Source organism: Desulfotomaculum defluvii (assembly GCF_054657375.1).
On record NZ_BAAHYV010000008.1, the window covers coordinates 371,728 to 395,567 of the forward strand.

26 protein-coding genes and 1 riboswitch are annotated in these 23,840 nt (G+C 38.6%); of the genes, 21 read left to right on the forward strand and 5 right to left on the reverse strand.

Annotated elements, in window-relative coordinates; all coding sequences use genetic code 11:
- Nucleotides 1-5: 5 nt before the first annotated feature.
- The 5 genes from ACYQ03_RS17200 to thiE all read left to right on the forward strand — a co-directional run bounded on the left by ACYQ03_RS17200 (nucleotide 6) and on the right by thiE (nucleotide 4,091).
- On the forward strand, nucleotides 6-773 hold the full coding sequence (locus ACYQ03_RS17200) for an amino acid ABC transporter permease (RefSeq protein ID WP_459911190.1): 768 nt from the start codon (nucleotides 6-8) through the stop codon (nucleotides 771-773).
- A 16-nt stretch (nucleotides 774-789) separates the two neighbouring features.
- Nucleotides 790-1,530 carry an amino acid ABC transporter ATP-binding protein gene (locus ACYQ03_RS17205; protein ID WP_459911191.1) on the forward strand — a complete coding sequence of 247 codons (741 nt, stop codon included), beginning with the start codon at nucleotides 790-792 and terminating at the stop codon, nucleotides 1,528-1,530.
- Nucleotides 1,531-1,593: 63 nt separating this feature from the next.
- Nucleotides 1,594-1,703, forward strand: a riboswitch (TPP riboswitch).
- Nucleotides 1,690-2,598, forward strand: a complete 909-nt coding sequence (thiM, locus tag ACYQ03_RS17210; RefSeq protein ID WP_459911192.1) for a hydroxyethylthiazole kinase — start codon at nucleotides 1,690-1,692, stop codon at nucleotides 2,596-2,598. (Overlaps the previous riboswitch by 14 nt.)
- Nucleotides 2,599-2,611: 13 nt before the next feature.
- A complete protein-coding gene (gene thiD / locus ACYQ03_RS17215) occupies nucleotides 2,612-3,415 on the forward strand; it encodes a bifunctional hydroxymethylpyrimidine kinase/phosphomethylpyrimidine kinase (RefSeq protein ID WP_459911193.1) in 804 nt (267 codons plus the stop codon).
- Nucleotides 3,416-3,437: 22 nt separating this feature from the next.
- A complete protein-coding gene (gene thiE, locus ACYQ03_RS17220) occupies nucleotides 3,438-4,091 on the forward strand; it encodes a thiamine phosphate synthase (protein ID WP_459911194.1) in 654 nt (217 codons plus the stop codon).
- 83 nt (nucleotides 4,092-4,174) lie between these two features.
- Here thiE and ACYQ03_RS17225 read toward each other — a convergent pair whose 3' ends face one another.
- Nucleotides 4,175-5,269 (reverse strand): CotH kinase family protein, encoded by a 1,095-nt coding sequence (locus ACYQ03_RS17225; RefSeq protein ID WP_459911195.1) that lies wholly within the window; start codon nucleotides 5,267-5,269, stop codon nucleotides 4,175-4,177.
- A 328-nt stretch (nucleotides 5,270-5,597) separates the two neighbouring features.
- Between ACYQ03_RS17225 and ACYQ03_RS17230 the strand changes: the two genes are divergently transcribed.
- Complete coding sequence (locus ACYQ03_RS17230; protein WP_459911196.1) at nucleotides 5,598-6,191, forward strand: hypothetical protein; 594 nt, start codon at nucleotides 5,598-5,600, stop codon at nucleotides 6,189-6,191.
- A 282-nt stretch (nucleotides 6,192-6,473) separates the two neighbouring features.
- On the opposite strand, the gene ACYQ03_RS17235 is transcribed toward ACYQ03_RS17230, so the two are convergent.
- Nucleotides 6,474-7,067, reverse strand: a complete 594-nt coding sequence (locus ACYQ03_RS17235) for a hypothetical protein (RefSeq protein WP_459911197.1) — start codon at nucleotides 7,065-7,067, stop codon at nucleotides 6,474-6,476.
- Nucleotides 7,068-7,311: 244 nt separating this feature from the next.
- On the opposite strand from ACYQ03_RS17235, the gene ACYQ03_RS17240 reads away from it, so the two are divergent.
- The 11 genes from ACYQ03_RS17240 (at nucleotide 7,312) to ACYQ03_RS17290 (ending at nucleotide 17,227) form a co-directional block, all read left to right on the forward strand.
- The gene (locus ACYQ03_RS17240) at nucleotides 7,312-7,491 is read left to right on the forward strand and encodes a hypothetical protein (protein WP_459911198.1); all 180 of its coding nucleotides are present in this window, start codon (nucleotides 7,312-7,314) and stop codon (nucleotides 7,489-7,491) included.
- Nucleotides 7,461-8,822, forward strand: coding sequence for an arsenic transporter (locus ACYQ03_RS17245; protein WP_459911199.1), 1,362 nt, complete (start codon nucleotides 7,461-7,463; stop codon nucleotides 8,820-8,822). The genes ACYQ03_RS17240 and ACYQ03_RS17245 overlap by 31 nt, the downstream gene beginning before the upstream one ends.
- A 28-nt stretch (nucleotides 8,823-8,850) precedes the next feature.
- A complete protein-coding gene (locus ACYQ03_RS17250; protein WP_459911200.1) occupies nucleotides 8,851-9,510 on the forward strand; it encodes a hypothetical protein in 660 nt (219 codons plus the stop codon).
- Nucleotides 9,511-9,599: 89 nt separating this feature from the next.
- Nucleotides 9,600-10,340 carry a P-loop NTPase family protein gene (locus tag ACYQ03_RS17255; protein WP_459911201.1) on the forward strand — a complete coding sequence of 247 codons (741 nt, stop codon included), beginning with the start codon at nucleotides 9,600-9,602 and terminating at the stop codon, nucleotides 10,338-10,340.
- Nucleotides 10,341-10,455: 115 nt separating this feature from the next.
- Nucleotides 10,456-11,475, forward strand: coding sequence for an endolytic transglycosylase MltG (gene mltG / locus ACYQ03_RS17260; protein WP_459911202.1), 1,020 nt, complete (start codon nucleotides 10,456-10,458; stop codon nucleotides 11,473-11,475).
- 30 nt (nucleotides 11,476-11,505) lie between these two features.
- Complete coding sequence (locus tag ACYQ03_RS17265) at nucleotides 11,506-12,729, forward strand: peptidase U32 family protein (protein WP_459911203.1); 1,224 nt, start codon at nucleotides 11,506-11,508, stop codon at nucleotides 12,727-12,729.
- A gap of 68 nt (nucleotides 12,730-12,797) precedes the next feature.
- Nucleotides 12,798-14,498, forward strand: a complete 1,701-nt coding sequence (locus ACYQ03_RS17270) for a peptidoglycan D,D-transpeptidase FtsI family protein (RefSeq protein WP_459911204.1) — start codon at nucleotides 12,798-12,800, stop codon at nucleotides 14,496-14,498.
- Nucleotides 14,499-14,558: 60 nt separating this feature from the next.
- Nucleotides 14,559-15,326: a helix-turn-helix domain-containing protein gene (locus ACYQ03_RS17275; protein ID WP_459911205.1), complete on the forward strand. Its 768-nt coding sequence runs from the start codon at nucleotides 14,559-14,561 to the stop codon at nucleotides 15,324-15,326.
- Nucleotides 15,327-15,433: 107 nt separating this feature from the next.
- Complete coding sequence (gene trxA, locus ACYQ03_RS17280; protein WP_459911206.1) at nucleotides 15,434-15,751, forward strand: thioredoxin; 318 nt, start codon at nucleotides 15,434-15,436, stop codon at nucleotides 15,749-15,751.
- Between the two features lie 264 nt (nucleotides 15,752-16,015).
- Nucleotides 16,016-16,804 (forward strand): prolipoprotein diacylglyceryl transferase, encoded by a 789-nt coding sequence (gene lgt, locus ACYQ03_RS17285; protein WP_459911207.1) that lies wholly within the window; start codon nucleotides 16,016-16,018, stop codon nucleotides 16,802-16,804.
- A 159-nt stretch (nucleotides 16,805-16,963) separates the two neighbouring features.
- Nucleotides 16,964-17,227, forward strand: coding sequence for a DUF3243 domain-containing protein (locus ACYQ03_RS17290; RefSeq protein ID WP_459911208.1), 264 nt, complete (start codon nucleotides 16,964-16,966; stop codon nucleotides 17,225-17,227).
- A gap of 54 nt (nucleotides 17,228-17,281) precedes the next feature.
- Here ACYQ03_RS17290 and ACYQ03_RS17295 read toward each other — a convergent pair whose 3' ends face one another.
- Both ACYQ03_RS17295 and ACYQ03_RS17300 read right to left on the reverse strand, forming a co-directional pair.
- Nucleotides 17,282-17,488: a DUF3892 domain-containing protein gene (locus ACYQ03_RS17295; protein WP_459911209.1), complete on the reverse strand. Its 207-nt coding sequence runs from the start codon at nucleotides 17,486-17,488 to the stop codon at nucleotides 17,282-17,284.
- Nucleotides 17,489-17,616: 128 nt separating this feature from the next.
- A complete protein-coding gene (locus ACYQ03_RS17300) occupies nucleotides 17,617-18,816 on the reverse strand; it encodes a dicarboxylate/amino acid:cation symporter (protein ID WP_459911210.1) in 1,200 nt (399 codons plus the stop codon).
- A gap of 763 nt (nucleotides 18,817-19,579) precedes the next feature.
- Between ACYQ03_RS17300 and ACYQ03_RS17305 the strand changes: the two genes are divergently transcribed.
- The 4 genes from ACYQ03_RS17305 (at nucleotide 19,580) to ACYQ03_RS17320 (ending at nucleotide 22,838) form a co-directional block, all read left to right on the forward strand.
- Nucleotides 19,580-20,206 (forward strand): accessory gene regulator B family protein, encoded by a 627-nt coding sequence (locus tag ACYQ03_RS17305; protein WP_459911211.1) that lies wholly within the window; start codon nucleotides 19,580-19,582, stop codon nucleotides 20,204-20,206.
- A 5-nt stretch (nucleotides 20,207-20,211) separates the two neighbouring features.
- Nucleotides 20,212-20,343, forward strand: a complete 132-nt coding sequence (locus ACYQ03_RS17310; protein ID WP_459911212.1) for a cyclic lactone autoinducer peptide — start codon at nucleotides 20,212-20,214, stop codon at nucleotides 20,341-20,343.
- Nucleotides 20,344-20,417: 74 nt separating this feature from the next.
- Nucleotides 20,418-22,100, forward strand: a complete 1,683-nt coding sequence (locus ACYQ03_RS17315; protein WP_459911213.1) for a diguanylate cyclase — start codon at nucleotides 20,418-20,420, stop codon at nucleotides 22,098-22,100.
- 96 nt (nucleotides 22,101-22,196) lie between these two features.
- A complete protein-coding gene (locus ACYQ03_RS17320) occupies nucleotides 22,197-22,838 on the forward strand; it encodes a lactate utilization protein (RefSeq protein ID WP_459911214.1) in 642 nt (213 codons plus the stop codon).
- A gap of 13 nt (nucleotides 22,839-22,851) precedes the next feature.
- Here the strand turns inward: ACYQ03_RS17320 and sigK are convergent, their stop codons facing one another.
- The gene (gene sigK, locus ACYQ03_RS17325) at nucleotides 22,852-23,559 is read right to left on the reverse strand and encodes an RNA polymerase sporulation sigma factor SigK (protein ID WP_459911215.1); all 708 of its coding nucleotides are present in this window, start codon (nucleotides 23,557-23,559) and stop codon (nucleotides 22,852-22,854) included.
- Nucleotides 23,560-23,840 lie beyond the last annotated feature (281 nt).

Below are 23,840 nucleotides of genomic sequence, written 5' to 3' on the forward strand. Positions count from 1 at the left end.
GAAAAATGAGCTTTGAGTGGATAGTAAAGATTGTTTCTGACTACGGGCCAATGTTCATTCGGGGTGCGGGTATAACACTCTTAATTTCTATAATTGGTACTATTATAGGATCATTTATTGGTTTATTAGTAGGGGTTGTGCGTACTATTCCTCTACCAGAGCGGGGGGCCAAAAGAATTACCCTGCAAATTATTAATGCTTTACTTTCAGCCTATATAGAATTCTTCCGGGGCACACCTATGATTGTACAAGCCATGGTAATTTATTATGGTTCTGCTTTAGCTTTTGGTGTGGATATGAACCGGCTGGCGGCAGCAATTTTTATTGTATCTATTAATACAGGGGCTTATATGTCCGAAATCGTTCGTGGTGGTATTATATCTATTGATAAGGGACAATTTGAAGCAGCCCATGCCATAGGTATGAATCATTTTCAAACGATGATTAATGTTGTAATACCACAGGTAATTCGCAATATTTTACCGGCAACAGGCAATGAATTTATTATTAATATCAAAGATACCTCTGTGCTTAACGTAATTTCTGTATCGGAATTATTTTTCCAAACCAAATCAGTTGCAGGCAACAACTTCAGATATTTTGAATCATTCTTTGTGGCGTGTGTTATTTACTTTATTATGACCTATACAGTAACTAGAATTTTACGTTACTTTGAAAAGAAATTAGATGGGCCAGATGATTACATTCTGTTAGGTAATCAAATGCAATTAGAAAGACCGGAAGACAAGCTGCGTAAAACACAAACTAGTTAGACGGAGGAGGGAGCATATGGAAAAAGTTATTGATATTCAACACTTAAGTAAATCCTTTGGAGCCCACGAAGTCTTAAAAGATATAGATTTTTCAGTTAGCAAAGGAGAGGTTGTCTGTATCATAGGTTCATCTGGCTCTGGTAAATCAACTCTTCTTCGTTGCATTAATTTGTTAGAAAAACCAAGTGGGGGCCAAATTATATATAAAGGGGAAAATATATTAGATGATAAGCATGATATTTATGCTTACCGCACCAATTTAGGTATGGTTTTTCAGCAATTTAACCTATTTAATAATCACAATGTTTTAAACAATTGTGTAGTCGGACAAATAAAAGTACTAAAACGTTCTCGGGCTGAAGCAGAAAAAATAGCTATGAAATATTTAAAAGTTGTTGGCATGGATCAATATATTAACGCAAAACCAAGACAATTATCAGGTGGTCAAAAACAACGGGTGGCTATTGCTCGAGCACTTTCTATGGAACCAGATGTGATGTTGTTTGATGAACCAACATCAGCCCTTGACCCAGAGATGGTAGGAGAAGTCCTCAAAGTTATGAAGGAACTAGCTGAATCTGGTCTTACCATGTTAATCGTAACTCACGAAATGGGATTTGCAAAAGAGGTATCTGACCGTGTAGTATTTATGGATAAAGGAGTTATTGCAGAAGAAGGAAGTCCGGAGCAAATTTTTAATAATCCAGTACAAGAACGCACCAGAGAATTTTTAAAACGAACCTTAACTCAGATTTGATCAAAATACTTTGTTGTTATAGAACTATTGCCAGTGGCTTGATTGATTGGTATACTTTAAAAAATATATAAATCCGGGAGCTTGTGGAAGCACGCTGAGAGTACGACTAAACCGTCGTTGACCGGTTGAACCTGTTGGATAATGCCAGCGTAGGGAGTGATGAGAAAAGTATGGGCACTTTGCTTACGCATTGTGCTCTTTTTTATGTCACTTTCAGGAAGTACTAAAATCGTAGAAGGGAAGGGAATGTATCGTATGAATCTACAAAACATTGCCATTACATTGCAAAAGGTGAGGCAGGTAAACCCTCTGATACACAATATTACTAATGTTGTGGTAACTAATTTTACTGCCAACGGACTATTGGCCTTAGGCGCCTCACCGGTGATGGCCTATGCAGTGGAGGAAGTGGCCGATATGGCTAGCATTGCGGGAGCCCTAGTTCTCAATATTGGGACTTTAAATGAAAAAGAGATCGAAGCGATGCTTCAGGCGGGTAAATCGGCAAATCAGCATAACGTTCCAGTTGTGTTTGATCCGGTTGGGGCAGGAGCCACTGCTTACCGAACTGCAACAGCACGAAGGATTGTAAAAGAAGTCAAGGTATCTGTACTAAGGGGAAACGCTGGGGAAGTGGCCAATGTTATTGGCGAAAACTGGGACGTCAGAGGTGTTGATGCGGGTCAAGCCAAGGGAGATGTAGTTTATCTAGCTCAAAGCGCCGCCAAACAGCTGGATACAGTGGTAGTGGTAACGGGTAAAGAAGATGTAATCACCGACGGTCAAAGGACCTATGTGGTCAACAACGGGGATGCCCTATTAACTAGGGTAACGGGAACTGGCTGTTTACTTTCCTCAGTTATTGGAGCCTTTTGTGCAGTGGAGCAGGAACTGCTTTTGGCATCGACGGCTGCACTGGTGAGCTATGGGGTGGCAGCAGAAATTGCCGCCACTCTTAAAGGACAGGAAGGACCAGGTAGTTTCCAAATTGAATTCCTAAATCAATTGGCCAAAGTATCTAATGAGGAAATTATTAAATATGGTTCTGTAATAACTAATTTGAAGTAAAAGAGGAACGACTATGAACAAAACATTTAAGGCATTGACCATTGCTGGTTCGGACAGTGGTGGTGGTGCCGGTATCCAAGCAGATTTAAAAACATTTCAGGAACTAGGGGTCTATGGTATGTCTGCCCTTACAGCCATTACTGCACAAAACACTCTGGGTGTACAAGGGGTCTATCCTTTGCCAATAGAGGCTGTGCAGCAACAAATCCGGTCCATCGGTGAAGATATGGGGACAGATGTTGTCAAAACCGGTATGCTTTTCAGTAGTGAAATCATTCAAGTGGTGGCTGAACAAATAAAACATTATCAATGGCAAAATGTTGTGGTGGATCCCGTTATGATCGCCAAGGGTGGTGCATCTTTGCTGCAAAGTCAGGCGGTAGTTGCATTAAAAAAATACCTATTGCCATTGGCAACCATCATCACGCCCAATATTCCAGAGGCTGAGGTATTAACAGGAATGACCATAATAACCTTGGAGGATCGGCAGGAAGCTGCCAAACACCTGCAGCATCTGGGTGCTGCCTATGTTGTTATCAAGGGTGGACATGATGAAGGTGAAACTGATGTTATAGATTTGTTATATGATGGTCAGGGATTCACTTACTTTACAGGTAAAAGGGTAAATACCAAGAACACCCATGGTACGGGGTGTACCTTTGCTTCTGCCATCGCTGCACAACTTGCCAAGGGCATGCATATAAAAGATGCAGTCAAAACTTCTAAGGCTTTTATCCAAGCTGCCATAGAAAATCAAATTGAAGTGGGTCACGGAAATGGACCAACTAATCATTGGGCATACAGGAAAAGAAGCTAAGAAAGAAAAGGAGAGGTAGACCATGTCAATAACTTCAGATTCCAAGATGCGGGAGTTATTAAAGGTATATTTCATATTAGGAAGTACAAACTGCACAAAGGACCCCTTAGAAGTAATCCGTCAGGCCATTGAGGGAGGTATTACATTATTTCAGTACAGGGAAAAGGGTACAGGTGCTTTGGCCGGAGAAGAAAAGTATAAATTGGCTAAAGATTTGCAACAAATTTGCCAACAGTACCGCATCCCCTTTATCGTTAACGATGATGTGGATTTAGCCCTCTCCCTTAATGCAGATGGTGTGCATATTGGACAAGAGGATGAATCCGCTGAGATTGTTAGGAGAAAACTAGGCAACAAAATTCTGGGGGTCTCTGTTCATACCAGGGAACAGGCTTATCAAGCGATCCAACAAGGTGCAAATTACCTTGGCATTGGTCCTGTTTTTCCTACCACAACCAAAGAAGATGTTAAAGGGGTTGAAGGAACAGCACTTATCACAAACCTGAGGCAAGAAGGACTAACTATTCCCATTGTAGGTATCGGTGGAATTAATGCGGCAAATGCCCATATAGTAATGGAGGCTGGGGCAGATGGGGTTTCTGTCATTACAGCCATCAGCTTAGCAGACTCCGTTATTGACAGTACCAGGAAACTCTGTCTCGCTGTTGAGTGTTAAAAACAAGGTAGTGTTGCATTATTGCAACACTACCTTGTTTTGGCCCATGGCCTTTTTCCAATGTTTTAAAGCTGAAGGCTATTTCAAACTAACTCCGACAATTGCTCCTTTAAATAACAATTTCTGTCTTTAATAAAACGAACGATATACTCAGGTTCTGCTTCGAACTTTTCAATATCCTCACGTTTATATGGATCTAGGAGGATGTGCGGGCGAAGCATGTTATATATAGTAGTAATCCTTGGTTCAAGTAAATCCTGGGTAAAAAGAGTTTCAAGAATTTCCTCCAATAATATGCGGTAGCGATGGCGAAAATCAGAGATATCCAGAATACGTGCCGTAAGTGTATTAGAACCCTGAATAGGAACATAATTATAGTCCATTTCCTTGCCATGGCAACTGCGGCCCCAGGTACCATCATAGTCCCAAGGGATTAGTTCAAATAAACCGGTAGCGGAATTACGATATAGGGCATAGTTTTGAATAAATCCGTCGTAGTTCTGAGTACATACTACTCCTGCCAACCAGAGCAAATATCGTTCTATATCGATATATTTGATAATCTCCTTGCCAAAATCTGACCGTGGAATAGTATTTACTTTGAAGATCAATTCACGAAGATACCCATCGTCTGCTGTGGAGCCAAGCTTTTGCTTATATCCGGCCAAAAGTGATTTTTTAACATCATAGTTATCAGGGTCTAATAAGGAAAAATTTGCATCATCATTATGGGCATAGTATATGGCCCCGGTTGGTAAATTCCTTTTCTTTAAAAATTGTTCATCTACTGATTCCAAATGAAGATAGATACCTTTAAAGTAACCATTCAAATTTAATAGAACAAATTTTGCTTCAGGGCTTAAAATGTTTAAACTTCTAAAAAAATCAAGAGAAAGTTTATTGCGAAGTAAAGAAGGGTCTAGGTACTCAGCATTCAAATGAATTTCTCTTGCTCCTGAGAAATTGCGGGGTTTTTTGAAAAGGATATGGTAGGACTTCTTTGGTAACTCACGGGTAAGGGCACCTCTATAAGAAATTTCAATTTTATATGAACTTTGGTTTACTTTTAACTGGGCGGGTACATGTTCATTACTCCATATATCACTGCGAAGTTCCCGAAGATCCTTAGGGTTAATAAAAAGAGAATAGGATGGTATATTTGCCGTGCCGTCACTCATAGATACAATCTTCCTTTCACCAAGTCTTATTAACCATTTTATAAAGTATTTATTGGAATGTTACCTGGCAATAGAAAGTGACCACGTTTTGATTCAATTTGATTTCACTCAATTAGCACAAATCGTAAAAGAAACCATATTATGTATGAAAACCTATATAATGTAGGGAATTTTTCATAAGGGAGTGTTATTATGCGCGAGTTGAGTGAAAATGAACTACGGTTACTACTTTGCGATCAAAATGTTGCTGAACTTAAGAACATGTTTATGAAAAATAACCCCTGGAATTCCTGCTGTAATTCTGAGGGCTCGAAGGGATCTAAGGGTAGTGACTGTTCAGATGGGTCTGATGGGTCCAAGGGTAGTGATGGCTCCGATGGCACTAAGGGGTCAAAAGGATCGAAGGGTTCAAAGAAGTCCAAATGCAGTAAAGGCTCCAAGGGCTCTAAGGGGTCAAAAGGATCAAAGGGTTCAAAGAAATCCAAATGCAGTAAAGGCTCCAAGGGCTCTAAGGGGTCAAAAGGATCAAAGGGTTCAAAGAAATCCAAATGCAGTAAAGGCTCCAAGGGCTCTAAGGGGTCAAAAGGATCAAAGGGTTCAAAGAAATCCAAATGCAGTAAAGGCTCCAAGGGCACTAAGGGATCAAAAGGCTCGAAGGGTTCAAAGAAATCCAAGTGCAGTAAAGGGTCCAAGGGCTCTAAGGGGTCAAAAGGCTCGAAGGGTTCAAAGAAATCTAAGTGCGGTAAAGGCTCTAAGGGTTCCAAAGGATCAAAAGGTCATAAAAAATCCAAGTGCAGTAAAGGTTCTAAGGGATCCAAGGGCCATAAAAAATCCAAGTGCACCCATTGCTCTAAAGGATCAAAAGGTTGGAAAGTTCCCAAACACTCTAAAGGCTCCAAGGGTTCTAAAGGTCATAGAGTAAAAAAATTAAAAATGTGGTAATATCAATAAAATATTAAGGGAGTGTCGCAAACTACTGTTTAGTAGCAATGCGGCCCTCCCTTTACTGTGAAAAAATATAGCCGTCAGACATCGGTTTTAGAAGCATTGGTAGGGGCCCATGCACTTATGGCCTTCAGCTTCAAGATAGCCCTGGAAAGGCCATGAGCCATGAGCCTTATGCCATGGGCTTTTTGTAATGCCTAATGCCCAAGGGTCTTTAGCTCATGGCTCATGGCACACGGCCCATGGCCCGCTGTATTACTTATTTGTGGGACTTGCTTTTGCATTTAATTCTAACATCTAGTAGGAAAAACTCTTTGCCTTTGGTAACCAGACCTTTTTTGTCACGATCCATTACAAAAAAGTCACTTACATCCTTTACTTTTACATCAAAAACATTAAACTTGCAAATATCGCCAGCCTTAACCCCTGGAACATTTATAACTGCAGTAAATTCATAAGTGTCTTCAAAGAAATGTACGATACCTTCTTGGTAATCCACTCGTTTGCAGGCGAATTTCTTGTAATCTATAATATCCTTTTTACATTCATCCTGACAGCCTTTTTGTTTTCCATCTTTGTTGTTGCCTTTTTCGTTATGATCTCTTTTTTTATTTTTTCCATCATCTTTTTGACATTGATCATCCTTCTGGTGATGGAAATGTGGGTGCAAATACAATACAGTTTTTTCAATTATCCCCTTGACCAATACTTTATCACAAAAAGTGATATAATGAGTGACCTTCGCATCAAACTTTTCCCCCACTATCTTCGACATGGGAGGTTTCACTTTAGTGATAGATTCACAAATTACTTTAGTAGAACCTTGATAAACTACATCTACCGACTGATTCATATAAATCACCCTCCTAAATAATGCCAAGGACAACAAAACATAGGTCCTTTGGTATATATGACATTATATGGATTTATTTAGGAAGGGTTACTGTACTGCATTGGTTTCTTAGAATTAAACCTTGGTTGATAAAACCAATAAAGTAAAATATTACCAAATTATATATATTAACAATATGTAACTGCATCCATTACTTCCACATATTGTAATACATCCAATGAAATTTGTGGAAAGGGTGGTAAAAATGCTCATTACTGCATTGTTTATCTTAATTGCGGGTTTTGCCCTGTATTTCCTAGTAGCACCTGAAGAAAACCAAACAGAAACTATACTAATAGACCAATTACATGAAGAGGTTTATAAAAACCAATGTCTGTACAGGGGTCAGGGCAGATGCTTAGCACCGCGGCAGCACTTACGTTAACTGTATTTATTGTCACAGTATTATTCTTAATCTGGAGGCCCCTAGGTATCAATGAGTCTATTCCCACGGCTATTGGAGCATTATGTATTTTCTTAATAGGGACAGTAAACATCTCAGATATTCACCACATACTGCAAATTGTTACTGGTGCCTCTATTACCATTATTTCAACTATAGTCATGTCAATTGTATTAGAGAGTGTAGGTTTTTTTCGGTGGGCTGCCTTTAATATTGTTACCAGATCTAATGGATCTGGTATATTACTCTATTGGTATATTATTTCTTTATGTTTTCTAATGACTCTATTTTTTAACAATGATGGGAGTATTCTAATTACTACACCAATTATTATTCAAGCCTTATCAATGTTAAATCTTAAACCTCATCAGAAAATACCTTTTCTGTTAAGCGGTGCTCTAATCGCCACAGCTTCCAGTGCACCCATTGGTGTCAGTAATTTGGCAAATCTCATTGCTTTAAAAATTGTTGGGTTAGATCTCAATACCTATGCACAAATAATGTTGCCTCCCTCTATGCTTGGATTAATAACACTGAGTCTCCTACTTTTTTATTATTTCAGAAAGGATATTCCAAAAAACCTTAATGCCGTACCGAGGTATGTTTCACCACCACATAGGCAGCACAATAACATAATCTCTCCGCACCCATTAACGCAGATAAACCATGTTGTTGCTGTAGATTGGTCGATGTTTAAAGTCTACATGACAATAATTGTATTTGTCAGAGGAGGGTTTTTTGTCCTATCAGATCTGGGGATTCCTATAGAGTGGATTGCAATTTTTGGTGCAGTATTAATGATATTTATCAGATGGTATCAACAGGGTACTGGTATGAAGGATGTAATCATAAAAACACCTTGGCATATCCTTATATTTGCCTTTAGCATGTACGTTATCATTTATGGGTTGCATAATGTTGGTTTCACTTCAATACTCATAGAAATATTCAAGCAGCCGGTTTTCAATGATCATTACTCAGCTATATTAATTGTAGGTTTAACTCTTACAGTATTATCAAACATATTTAATAATCTGCCTGCTGTTATGCTGGGGACACTGGCCCTTACTGAAATGAGCTTAGATCCTTTTACTCTGCAAATAGCCTATTTAGCTAATATTTTAGGCAGTGATATTGGTTCCTTAATTATGCCTATGGGGACATTGGCAACTCTGATATGGATGTATATTTTAAAGAAAAACAATATACCCTTTACCTGGAAGCAATATATCAGTGTGACGATTGTTGTTATCCCTATCAGCCTGCTGATAAGTTTAATAAGCTTATATTTTTGGGCAGAATTGCTTTACTAATCTGTTAGTTAAGGGGTGAATCAAGGCCATGGATTTTTTAACAGACAATATTGGAAAGCATATGATAATAGAACTTGCAGGAAAGACCCAGGAAGGGATTCTTGTGGATTGTGGTTTGGATATTGCTGTCCTATTCAATGGGCAAAATTATGTCTATTTACCAGTAGCTCATATACGTCACCTAAGACTATGTATTTTCAATAACTTAGATCCACCTAACACCATCATTGGGCCAATCAATGTTTCTACCGATAGGATTTCTTATCGTCAGATTTTAGAAAGAGCCAAAGGACTATTTATTGAAATAGCTGTTGTAGGGGACCATTTAATATATGGGTATATCAAAGAAGTTTTTATTGATTATCTTGTTTTCTTTTCGCCAGTTTACAACACCATTCTGGTACCATTTGAACATTTAAAATGGTTATGCTTACTTAACAGTGATCAAACATATTACACCTTAAATGTACAGGATATTAACAAAGGAACCATCTCTTTTAACACAGCTCCTACTTTCAAAGAACAATTTCAGCATATCATAGGAAGGATCATACAAATAAATATGGAAAATAGCCCTTATAATAGCGGCTTACTAAAGGATATAACAGGTGAATTTATTAATTTGATTACAGCTAAAGAAGAAAGGGTTTTTATAAATATTAAACACATACAATTAATACAGCTTTAGAAATAGAATTTTTTATTACTATGGAAAATTTCCCGGTCCTCTGGCATATAAATTTACCCAAGGATATTTGCGTTCAAGGAGGGGGCTCGGTGAAAAAAATAGTTATCTGTGGTCGTAATGATGGTGGGAAATCAACTATTTTAGGTGAACTTTATAAAGGTTTAAAAAACAGGAGTTACAAGCCTTTGGCAATTGGTTCAGGTGTACAGGATGAAAAACCTTATTTGCATAAAGGGATAGACCCTAGTTATCTTACTATTGCTGTTCCTGAACCAGGGAGAGATATTACGTCAGATATCGACAGAGTCATTCGAAATGCCCTTAATCAGATTAAGGAAAAGAATAAACTAATAGAGAATGCCCGTAAAGCATTAGAAGAACTAAACAAAGTACGCTCAGTACTGGAATTAGGTAACCTTTCCCAAAAAGATATTCCTCAAACAGCGGTACTGCCAGATGTGGTCTTAATTGAAGCAGTGGGAATAAACGATGGCTATAAGTCAGAGGAATGCCGTAGGCTGGCAGATGTGCTGGTAACCATTATCCCGGCTGGATTAAAGGGAGAAATTATTATGGAAGCGGGTAACTTTCTACTGGATGAAGCAGACATATTGGTAGTAACTAAGATTGATGAGACACCACGGGATGTTACTTCTACTACTTTAAAGTTGTTGCAGCGGATTTACAGGACGAAGCCTATCATACCAGTTGTAGCAACTAAAGGAGTTCATATGAACTTGGTTCTAGATGAAGTAGTTAAAGGGTTGGCCGACCCCATGGTATTATTTGAGCCCATTTTACCAGAAGAAAACAGTAAGAGAATCAACTAAGTCAATAGGAAAGGCATCTCTAAATCAAGAGATGCCTTTCCTATAATACTCATTTCTTGTCTGTTTTAGAAGATAAGTGTTATAATTGGACATATTATTTAAGGTTGTGTTGTTGTTGGCAAAAAGATACCGTGCAAAAAAACGTCTATATTTTTTGGCTACTCTGGTACTGATGTGTATTATTGTTTACAATGCCCTTGGCACCTTAGAACCAGTTGATCCAGTCGGCAAATCCTCAGATACCTTGGTGCGGATTGCACCCAATACTTCCACAGGTCAGATCTCTATATTGTTAAAACAACAAGGTCTGATTCAAAATGCCCAGACTTTTAAATACTATACTCGTTATCAAAAGTTGGATAATCAAATTAGAGCGGGTTATTACCTACTGAACCCAGCCATGTCTGTGGATGAAATTTTGCATATACTGGTACGTGGTAAAACGGCTTCCAAGGGATTTACTATACCCGAAGGTTACACCATAAAACAGATCACAGACACATTGGCTAATAAAGGATACATCCAAGAAGAATTATTTACTGATTTATTGCGTAAGGGTCAATTTCCTTATTCCTTTATAAAGGACTTGCCAGCCGGTGGAAATAGATTAGAGGGATATTTATTTCCAGAAACATATAATGTAAGTTTAGATAGCACCGAGAAGGACATTATAAATGTGATGCTGGCTGGTATGGAGAGGCAGATTAAGGAACTCCAATTAGAAGAAAAGTCTAAAGAAAAAAATCTATCCTTACATCAGGTCATAACCATCGCATCGATGATAGAACGGGAAGCCAGGATAAATAAGGATCGAGCATTAATTTCCAGTGTAATTCATAATAGACTTAAAATTGGTATGCGGCTGCAAATTGATGCCACTGTGGAGTATGCCCTAGGCGGGCATAGGGATAAAATATTTTATAAGGATTTAGAGGTAAATTCACCCTATAATACTTATAAAATTCCTGGGTTACCGCCTGGACCCATTGCTTCACCTGGGAGAGAGTCGCTGCTGGCAGCAGTAAACCCAGAAGAAACTGATTATCTTTATTATCTAGCTAAACCAGATGGATCCCATGTCTTTGCCAAAACCTTGGCTGAGCATAATCAAAATAAGCAAAAATACTTGAATTAGCTTGATTTTATTTTTATAGAGGTGACCATTTTGAGAAGGATAGAACTATTAGCTCCGGCAGGGGATCTAGAAAAGTTAAAAATTGCTGTTCTTTACGGTGCAGATGCGGTCTACCTAGGTGGGCAGCAGTTTAGTCTAAGGGCGGGAGCCGCCAATTTTAATAATGAAGATTTAGTTAAGGGTGTCCAATTTGCCCATCAACACAATGTAAAGGTCTATGTAGCAGCCAATATTTTTGCCCATAACTCAGATCTAACTGACCTGCCAGAGTATTTACAGTTTCTTGTGGCAGCCGGGGTTGATGGAGTAATTGTCAGTGATCCTGGTATTATTGATACCATTATGCAGTTGCAAATAAAACTTCCCATTCACCTTAGTACCCAAGCAAATACTACCAACTGGGCTAGTGCAGCTTTTTGGAAACGGTTAGGTATTGAACGAATTGTTCTTGCCCGGGAGTTGTCATTGCAAGAAATAAAGGAAATAAGGCAACGAGTTGATATTGAGCTAGAGGCTTTTATTCACGGGGCCATGTGTATGTCCTATTCAGGTCGTTGCTTACTTAGTAATTATATGACCGGAAGGGATGCAAATCGAGGCGATTGTGCGCAATCCTGCCGTTGGAAGTATCACTTGGTAGAAGAAAAACGACCGGGACAATATTTTCCAGTGGAAGAGGATGAAAGAGGTACCTATTTCATGAGCAGTAAGGATTTATGCCTTATGGAATACATTCCTCAGATGGTAGAGGCAGGGGTTACTAGTTTCAAGATTGAAGGGCGAATGAAGAGTATTCACTATTTGGCTACAGTTGTGAAGGCTTATCGACAAGCCCTTGATACCTTTATTAAAAATCCAGCAGCCTACCAAATTAAAGAGCAATGGTTAGATGAAATTCGTAAGGTTAGCCATCGTGAATACACCACAGGATTTTTACTGGGGGATCAAGGCAGAACTGCTACGGTTGAGCCAGGACAAAAAAGTTATACCCGCCTGGCTGCCTTTGTGGGTCTGGTACTATCATATAACCAAGAAAGTCAGAGAATTATTGTCGAACAAAGGAATAATTTTAAAGTTGGGGACAAGCTAGAAATTATGACCCCTTCTGGTGAAAACAAAAGCCTTAGGGTGACGGCAATGTTTGATGGGGAGACAGGCGAACCCCTGGAGGTTGCCCCTCACCCGCAGCAAATTGTTGAATTGTCGGTTCAGCAAAGGGTTGAGCCCATGTCCATGTTAAGGAGAATTGAATAAAGCATAAACATTCCAAAATTTGGTGAAGCTAATAGTAGCACACTCACCAACCAAAGGAATGTTAACCAATGGGTTATTTTCAACAAAAGAGAATAGTTAAGACCTTTTACCTAATCCTATTTTTGTTTATACCCCTTATCGTACATCTTGGTATTATTCAACTAATCCACGGTGATGAATACAATAAGAAGGCGTTAGAACAACGTAGCTTAAAGGTTGCACTGGAGGAGATACCAAGGGGGCGAATTCTGGATAGATATGGGGTGAACTCTCTAAATAGGGGAGGGAAAGTACCAAAGATTGTTCTTTACCCCCAACTTATTAAGAATAAGGAAGAAGTAATCGACCAATTAAGTATTATTCTTGATTGTTCAGCCCAGGAACTGGTACCCTTGTTTGAGGGGAACAGTGGTTTTCTGCCCCATAAGCTTAGTCAAAAACAGATAGCCGCAGTAAAAGATTTAAAAATTCCAGGACTTTTGGTGGAAGATATATATTTTCGATATGGGGAAACACCGCTGGCTTCCCATGTGGTTGGACACTTAGGAAGAATTTCTGAACAGGACAAGCTGGAACAACTTAATAGTTTGGGCAGTAAAAAGTATAATTTATCGGATTTAATCGGTAAAACTGGCCTAGAGTATTATTATGAGGCTAAGTTAAAGGCCGGTGAACCAGCCAGTTTTACTAGAGCTTATGTTGACGTATACCGTAATTTGATTTCTGGCCTTGGTATTCACAGGGAAAGTGAAAATGATACTGGACGACAGGATGTAATTACAACCTTAGATATCCAAATTCAAGAGGCTGTAGAAAAAATTATGGATGAGCGGGTCCAGCGCGGTGCAGTGGTGGTGATGGACGCACGTACTGGTGACTTGCTTGCATTAGCCAGCAGACCAAACTTTAACCCAGCAAATATTTCTTTATTTTTATCAGAAGATCAAGATACTTTCATAGATCACTGTACGGCTTTGTACCAACCTGGATCTATCTTTAAAGTTGTTGTGGCTGCGGCAGCCCTGGAAGAGAAAATCGTAAAACCAACAGATACCTTTATTTGTTTGGGGGACAAGGATCATTTAATCAGCTGTTGGCAAAAAAACGGCCATGGTCCCATTACATTTGAGGAGGCCTTTGCAGAATCTTGTAATCCAGTGTTTGCTGAACTTGGTTTAAAGTTAGGGTCAGAAAAACTTATTCATTATGCTAGGGCCTTAGGTCTGGAATCACAAGACATTATTGGCTACCCTGTACCCAAGGATAGTCGGCAAAAACTCGATTTAATAAGTCAACCTTACAATTTAGTAAACAGCAGCATAGGCCAGGGTCCTGTTTTGACCACACCTATACAGCTAACGGCAATGTTAAATACCATTGTAAATAATGGCGTTTATATAAAGCCTAGGCTGGTCAAAGGAATTAAAAACGAAAGGGACCAATATACCCAGCAATTTTCCTTAGGAGACAGTCACAAAGCCATTTCCTCTGAGACTTCAAAGGAATTAAAAAGACTATTAGGTCTTGTTACTTCCCAAGGGGTTGGAAAAGAAGCCTTTGTTACGGGCTTCGGAAGCGCTGGGAAAACTGGTTCTGCGGAGCTTGCCACAGAATCAGGAAAGGTTAATGCTTGGTTTGTTGGATATGCTCCCTACGATAACCCTCGATATATTGTGACTGTATTGGTGAGAGAGGGTATCAGTGGTGGTAGTACAGCTGCTCCAGTGTTTAGGCAGATAATGGAACAAATTCTATCGCCGTCTCATTGACGCTGTATTAAAATTAGCGTAGAATGTTAGTATATTTTGTGTAGTATGGGGGATAAAGCCATGATAGTGCGGGGGGATCAAATTAGAGCCTTAAGGGAAGAAAGAGGCTACACATTACAAGACCTGGCTCGCCGGGCAAAACTATCGTTATCCTATTTGAGCGAAATAGAACGGGGTTCTAAAAGACCATCCTTAAAAACAATAGACAAATTAGCTGCGGCCTTAAATGTTTCGAAAACCCAGTTGGTTGAGGGAGAGATTACAGATTCTGGCCTTGGACTTGGCGAGAAAATTAGAATTATTCGTAATGAAAGCGGTCTCTCTTTACAGGAACTGGCAGATAAAATTGGTATATCTTTATCATATCTTAGTGAAATTGAAAGAGGTACGGTGTATCCAGCACTAAATACCTTGAAAAGGGTATCAGAAGGGTTGGGAGTGCCAGCCACTGCCTTGATGGGGCATGAGGGCTCCCTAGGGTATAAATTAAAGCATCTAAGAGAAGAATATGGATTGACCCAGGCTCAACTGGCTAATTTGGCTGGTGTAACTGCAGGACTAATTGGGCAAATTGAACAAGGCAAAGTACAACCATCTCTAAAGACATTGGAAAAATTATCTGAGGTGATGGGTGTTTCTCCATGTTATTTTATCATGGAGCCTGGTGCTGTAGATCAAATGGTAAGTTTAATGAACCCAGAATTAAGGGAATTGTTAATTCACCCCAATGTTCAAGCGGTATTGGGTTTGGTTTGTAATTTGAATGAGAAAGAACTTCAGTTTATTTTAAACTTTATTCAAATGTTTAAGAAATCTGAGTTAACCTAAAAATTTTTAAAGTATATTGCTAGCGAAGAGTGAATATAGTATCATTAATATGTGTTTGGCAATTGATATTTTTATGCAACTTATATGATACAAGGAGGCGGATTTTCATGGCATTAGAATTAAATGCTGCTAATTTTGAAACTGAGGTTCTTAAATCTGACATTCCCGTACTCGTAGATTTCTGGGCAGCTTGGTGTGGACCTTGCCGTGCTATAGCACCAGTAGTAGAGCAATTAGCTACAGAGTTTGCTGGTAAAGTTAAAGTTGCGAAAGTAAATGTGGATGAGAACAGGGAGCTGGCTCAGCAGTATGGAGTAATGAGTATTCCTACTATTATATTCTTTAAAAATGGCGAGAAAGCCGATCAAGTAATTGGTTTTACTGGTAAAGCAGATCTTGAGAAGAAACTAAACGCTATTCTATAGTTATATTAAATCCTCCGCTCGTTTCGAGACGGAGGATTCAATATTTTGGCCGTCATCCTTTGGTCCATAGATTTCTGCTAGACTATGATAAACCAAAGAGATCTTACTCCCTTGCCGAACGCAAACCTAGGTGCCTGGCTCTTGCCGCAGAAAAAACTCCCGAACTAAGCTAACCCCACAAGCGAGCAAGTGCCCTGGCACCACTTACCTGGGAGTTGGTTTACATAAAACGTCATCTTCAGTATTTGTAAGGAGTTGACTTATTTGCATCAGATACTTTTTTATATTGGTGATTTCCCCCTGCGCTCCTTTGGTGTAATGCTTTCGTTGGGGATCATGGCTGGCTTAATTGTTTCTTTAATGGTAGCCAAAGGGCAAAGACGATATTATGAAGAAGTAATGGATTTAGCCTTTTATGCAATACTAGGAGGCCTTGTTGGAGCAAGGGTCTGGGAGGTTATGTTTAGTTGGGACTATTATTCCCAACACTTAATTGAGATCCCAGCTATTTGGCAGGGTGGCATATCGGTTCAAGGATCGATCATAGGTGGTTTGCTGGCAGTCATATGGTATTGCCAAAAGAATAATATAGCAGTATGGGCCATGATGGATACCTTGGCACCCGGTGTCTTGGTCGGACAAGCCATTGGACGTATTGGCTGTTTTTTAAATGGTTGTTGTTATGGACTTCCCAATGAACATTTAGGTATTGTGTACCCAGAGGGTACCGATGCTTACTTTGCCTTTGGGTCGCAACCACTTTTTCCAGCAGTACTATTTGAAGCAGCTTGGGACTTGGTGTCTCTGGGCATATTATTAATATTTTTTAAGCGCAGGCCCTTTGATGGTTTTATAGCCCTAAGTTATTTTGTACTTTATTCAGTGGGGCGATTTACCCTTGAATTTTGGCGAGGTGACAGTCTGCGAACCATTATGAATTTAAAAGCAGCCCAAGCATCCTCGGTTATTACAATCTTAGTTGCACTAGCATTGATGTATTATCTGTATCAACAAAAAAATGCCCTAAGAGATAAAAGGAACCTTAAGGGATAGATTATTAGCTGTTAGAGCTATTAGCAGTTAGCCATTAGTCTTAGCTATTGGCCACTAGCTAAATGCTAAAAACTAATTAGAGGCATTGGCCTCTTTTTCTGTTTATAAAAGAATTTGATTTTGATTATAGGACAAAATAGTATTCGGGAGGTGAAATTAATGGAAATTGGACACAACTGGCATAAATGGAAAGAGATTTTGGGTGATGCAGTGGGGTTGGGAGAAAGAGTAGGTATGGAGGAAGAAACCATTAATAATGCTGCTTACCGCTTAGGTGATTTTTTTGCAAATAGGATGGACCCTGCTAATCATGAACAACGTTTAATGAAAGAATTATGGGATGAAGGAAATGATGAGGAGCGAAAAACTTTGGCTTCTCTTATGGCCCGTGTCTCTCACAAAACCAGTTACCGTAACAATTAAGAAGAGGAGCAGGCGCTCCTCTTCTTAATTGTGCCTTGATCCTAACCACCTATGCTATACAAATCTAGGCAATTGGGTTAATTCCATATCCCCCAGATGAGAAATATATTGTTCTCCATTGTGTCTGGCCTCAATTTTAGCCCCTTTAATTTTACCTGATTTAGCAAATTCCACAGCCTTTTCCATGCTATAGGTATTTCCATTAATCATCACATCAGTAACTTCACCTGCTGCATTTACTTTTACCTCACGAATATCCATCTACAATCACTCCTCTTTTCTAGTGCTTGTAGTTATTATGACTTTAAATACTTACCTTTATTAATATATATAGTAAAGTTGATTATTAAATAGCAAAGGAGCCCATTGACTCCCTTGGTTAATCTACGTTAAGCAATTTTTTCTTGGAGAGGTTCCGTAACAGGACCTCGAGCAAATCTGTCAGCAAGTAGAGCAATGGCACCATCGCCAGTTACGTTGCAGGCAGTACCAAAGCTATCCTGGGTGAGGTATAACGCGATCATTAGACCTAGTTGTGCCTCGTTGAAGCCTAACATGGTTTGAAGCAGTCCCAGAGCTGCCATGACAGCACCACCGGGTACACCAGGAGCCGCAACCATGGTAACGCCAAGCATCAGAACAAAGGGGAACATCATACTAAAGATTGGATTTAAACCGGACATCATCATAACAGCCATGGCACACAAGGTTAGGGTAATGGTACTACCAGATAAATGAATGGTCGCACACAGGGGAACTGCAAAATCCGCTACTCCCTCCGAAACACCGTTATTCTTAGCAGAGCGCAGGGTTACCGGTATTGTGGCCGCAGAAGACTGGGTACCAATGGCAGTCAGATAAGCTGGCACCATGTTTCTTAATGCTCTAAAGGGGTTTTTGCCCGTAGCAGCACCTGCCACTGTGTACTGGAACAACAGCATGGCCAGATGTGTTAATATGATGATGGCAAATACCCAGCCGAAAATTGTCATAATTCTAACCACTTCACCGGCGTAAGTCATATTGGCAAAAATGCCGGCAATGTGTATGGGCAGCAAAGGGATAATTACACTTTGAATAACCTTTTCTATAATTTCCTGGAAATCTTTAGTCACTTGATATAGGGACTTACTTTTAATGTAGGCCATGCCTAGACCAAAAAGAAAAGCCGTGATCAATGCTGTCATGACACCCATGATGGGAGGCATATCAACTTGGAAAAAACCTTTGACCAAGGCCTCCTCAGGGTTAGAAGCTTGTCCACCCACTGCATTGACAATTCGTGGCAATAATCCTGTTCCCACTAGGAAAGCTAAGGTACCTGCAATAACTGTGGAGGCATAGGCCAGCAGTGTGGTGATACCGAGCAACTTACCTGCACCTTTACCCAGTTCGGCAATTCCAGGGGCCACAAAACCAATAATAATCAGAGGGATAACATAGGATAAAAACCCGCCAAAGATACTGTTGAAGGTTGCTAACAAACGAACCAGGGCATCAAATTGCAAAATTTCTTTGGAAAAGTAACCAACGAAAATACCAAAAGCTAAACCAATGACTAATCTGGTTAAGAGTCCCATTCTCCTCATTTGTTTGCCTCACTTTCTCAATTATATTGGATAATAAGATCTAACATAGTTGTGCCCACATAAAATGATTTAATGAACACAACTGTGTTTCATAACCAAAGTAATGTTACAATTTTTTATTAAAATTACAATGTAAATTTACACAAAGATAAAATTAGCATAAATCGAAAAATAATATTTTCATAAAAATAACATTAAAAAATAAAAAAAGTTGTTGACTATTATGTTTAATTTTAAATAAAGAAGAAGGAATAAGGTAAAGATTGGCGAATCTATCAATACTCGGTAATATAAACATCTTTGAAGAGGAGACATAATATGAATGAGGTACCGATGTTTTTATATATTCTGTTAGCTTTTTTAGAGGCCCTTGGTGTATTTATTTTTATATTTTCCTTTTCAAAAATAAATTACTCCAAAAAAGAACTACTAATTATTTCTTTAATATATGCAATTTTCACCCTGCTAATCAGGAAACTCCCTATTAGCTTTGGTATACATTCCTTGATCTTTATTTCTATAACGGGGGGGTTTTTAAGTTATTACTACAAACAAAGACTTTCAATAATGTTGTTTAGTCTAATAACTGTTTTCTCAATAATTTATGTTTCAGAATTATTGGTTGTGTTAGTGATTTCCAAGGTGCTGTTAGTAAATCATGAAGCAATATTAAGCAAACCCCTGTGGTGGTTTCTTTCAGGGCTACCTCATATCCTATTATTATTATTATTAGCCTATTTAATAAAATCGAGGAGATAGTCTAATGTCTTTAGGGAAAAAGGCAGCTAAATACCTGATAAAAAATAATAATATTGAGGATGAAGATCAAAAAGAAATTCTTATTTATGGGGCAGAGGTGTTTTTTGGTACTTTCTTTGGTATCATTTTTACTCTGCTAATAGGGTATGTACTGGGTTTACAGTTTCAAATATTTTATATGTTGTTAATTTCCATACTCATAAGAAAAACAACAGGAGGGGCACACAGTAATGACCCCTTAAATTGTTTACTAATTACAGTAATAATCTATAATGTTATTGCTTACTTTTCATTGCTTACCATAAATGTTATAAAAAGCTATATGCTATTAACCATTACTATTATTTTTATACTTGGATTAATAATTATCTATTTGAAGGCACCAGTTGAGTCTCCACAAAAACCTTTAGGCAAACAACAAAGAAAAACACTACGGGTTTTATCTTTAGTATTTGTAGGTGTAATTTACGTTTTGCAACTTTTGTTTTACATCAATAATATTCACCCTTTAACGAACTATTCTGTTAGTATGATTATGCTTTGGCAATATTTTATGCTTACTACTTGGGGACAAGGATTGATGAATTTAATAGATCATTTTCTCTTTACTTATTGCTTTTGGAGGAGGTGATATTTATGAAAAGGCTGAAATCCTTAGTATTTACTTTGGTTACGATTACCTTTACTCTATCAGCATTTATCAATGCTGTTTCAGCATGCTCAGCAGGCCACTATCAGCCAAAATTACCCAAAGCTTTAAAAAAATAGTTAACTAAAAAGCAAAAGAGTGATTTTCACTCTTTTGTTTTTGTAATATATTTTCTCTACTAGAGTGTGATATTATGAATGACTGGCAAACTAAAAGGGAAGAAAATTTAAAAGAGGTTCGTATTACAACATACATCCTCTGTTTTATGGTTTTTACTTTGGCTATATTAATGACAGCTTGGAATGCGTCCTTGGCTCTGTCCATAGAAGATATATTTGCCTTTTATCTAGAAAATTTTATCCTAATTATGTGTTTTGCTCTAATTCTATTGGCTTGTATCATTGTCATTAAGCTAAATTTTATTTACTCTGGTTTTATGTTCCTGTGTCTTTTAATATTTGCATTTATTGGCTATTACAATATTACTTATGTTAAAGAAATGCTTATAATTCCTGTTGCCTACATCGCCTTTATCAAAAACAAATTTTTTGGTTGTTGCCTAGCCGTAATAAGTGGCATTTTATTATGTTTTCGGGACTTTTGGACCTATGGGTCTACTTTTCCTAACCCAAACCTTGAATCAGATATTATCTTTACCGGTGTTATGTTTATCTGTGCTTGGCTTATTGGTAGCATAGCAAGTATTGAACTGGACTCTCGAAATCACTTATTAGCGTTAGCCAATAAAGATGGCTTAACAGCAACCTACAACCATCGCTATTTCCATGTCTATTTTAAGCAAACCCTGGCAGAAGTCAAGAGATCTAATGGTTCTCTTAGTCTTCTGATTTTTGATATAGATTACTTTAAGTATTACAATGACACCTTTGGTCATCCGGCCGGGGATGCCGTTTTAAAGGACCTGGGGCAAATACTACTGCAGCAAGTACAGCAGCCCGGTATCGCAGCACGCTACGGTGGTGATGAATTTTGCATATTACTCCCCGGCAATGACTCTAAAGCTGCATTACAATTCGCTAGAAAACTTAAGAAAACTATTGAAGATCACTTTGCAGAGAATGATCAGTTTAAGCAATTGCCAACAGGTAAATTAGGCATTACCTTAGGGCTGGCCAGTTACCCGGAACATACAAAAACAGGGGATGACTTATTAGATCTGGCTGATCATGCTCTCTACAAGGCTAAGAAGACTAGTAAAAATAAAATAGAACTTTATTTTAATGTTTTAGATTCACTAAAAGGAATGTGTGATCAATCTGAAATGGGCCTACTAAGTTCTACTAAAACCCTTCTAAGTATCATTAATGCCAAGGATCGTTACACCTATGGCCATTCTGAAAGGGTGTTAGAATACGCAACGAAACTGGCCCAAAGGTGTGGACTAGATGAGGAAGAAGTACGATTAATTCAGTATGGAGCTTACCTGCATGATATCGGAAAGATAGAAGTAGATGTTAATATCTTAAATAAAACGGATAATCTTTCAGAAATGGAATGGGAAGTCTTAAAGCAGCACCCCTATTGGGGCAGTGAGTTTTTAAGATCCATAAAGTCCCTTGAAATAGTAAGGCCCTATGTCCACTACCACCACGAGAACTACGATGGCACAGGATACCCCGTGGGCATGAAGGGCAATGATATCCCCCTAGGGGCAAGAATCATTCGTATTGCTGATAGTTTTGACGCCATGACTACCGACAGGCCCTATAAGAAAGGGAAGTCCTATCTAGAAGCCTGCAGTGAAATTACCGTGTTAGCCGGAAAACATTACGATCCTGAGTTAAGTAAAATATTTGTTCTTATGATAGAAACCGATTATCAAATTGGTCATGCAGCCTGCTCTGTAGAACAGTAAAGGTACAGTCTTTAAGAACAAATGGGTAGTAAGTTAAGGATTTGTTCTATATAATATATTTGTACCATTTTCTAAGAGAAAGGAACGGAAGATATTATGACTGTTCATCAATGGCATAGGGATACAATAGGACAAAAAGCTGTACAGGCATTAATTAAAAATCAGTTTGATGCTGTATATTTTCCAAGTAAAGAAGAAGCAGGGGAATATATATTAAAATTTATCTCCCCCGGTGCCCAGGTGGGTTTTGGTGGTTCCATGACCTTAACAGAGGGTATGGGATTGGTGGAAAAAACAAAGGCCAAAGGTGCTGAACTCTTAGTACATGGTGACCCCCAACTTTCTGCTGAGGAGAAACTAGAAGTTATGCGGCAGCAACAGATATGTGATGTTTTTTTAACCAGTACCAATGCCGTTACCCTAGATGGTTGTTTAGTAAATATTGATGGCAATGGTAACAGGGTAGCTGCCATGACCTTTGGCCCCAAAAAAGTGGTTGTAGTGGCGGGAGTTAATAAAATTTGTAAGGATATAGAGGCTGCCTTCGGTCGGTTACAGTCCATAGCTGCTCCCAAAAACAACAAACGGCTTAATTTGGAAAATCCTTGCACTATAACTGGTAGTTGTGCCAATTGTCAAAATGCATCTAGGATTTGTCGCATCTACTCTGTACTAAAGAAAAAACCCTCTTTAACTGATATAACTGTTGTAATTATTGGTGAAGAATTAGGATATTAAAAGAAGGCTGCCTTTATTGGCAGCCTTCTGCTGTAAATTCCTTAGTTAATTTATTTAATGCTCTTTTTTCAATACGTGATACATAAGAACGGGAGATTCCTAGAGTACGGGCAATCTCCCGTTGTGTTTTCCTAACAGTTGAACCTAAACCAAAACGCATTTCCAGCACTCTTTTTTCACGGGTTGTTAATTTACACACTTTTTCTAACAGCCGGTTCTTTTCAAAGGTTAATTCAACAGTATCCGCAACCACTTCCGGATCAGTACCTAGAATATCTATAAGACTAATTTCATTACCCTCTTTGTCGACACCTATGGGGTCATATAAAGAAACCTCTGCTTTTACCTTCTTGATAAATCTTAGGTGCATAAGGATTTCATTTTCAATACACCTGGCTGCGTAGGTTGCTAAACGGGTTCCTTTGTCAGGTTTGAAGGTATTAATGGCTTTTATTAATCCGATCGTGCCAATGGATATTAAATCATCCACATCTTCCCCCGTCGAATCAAATTTTTTAACAATATGTGCAACCAGGCGTAGATTTCTTTCGGTTAAAATATTTCTTGCTGGTTCGTCTCCATTAGCAAGCAAAGCTAGGTAATGTGCCTCTTCCACTTCGTTTAAAGGCTGGGGAAAAGTGTTGTTGGCAATATAAGAAACCAGAGCGATTAAACCGTTGATAACCGAAAGAGCAGTGACCGTCCAAAGGCCGGGTAGCATCCATGAATCCCCCCTATAAAATTGAGTCAACAATATATGATATGAGGGGAATATTATTTGGTGTCTGTCCGGTCTGAACAATGAAGTGCATATTCACGGATAACGATAGCACTTGCCGCCTAAGATCCTGACAGAAAATTAGATAAAAAACTTTAATTACCCTTTCTCCAATTATTGACTTTTGAGAAAGGAGATTTTAAGATAAGATTTAATAAAATGAACCGGTGTTCATTTTTTTGAAGGAGAATTGTTTTTAGAAAAACATTTCAGATTAAATGATG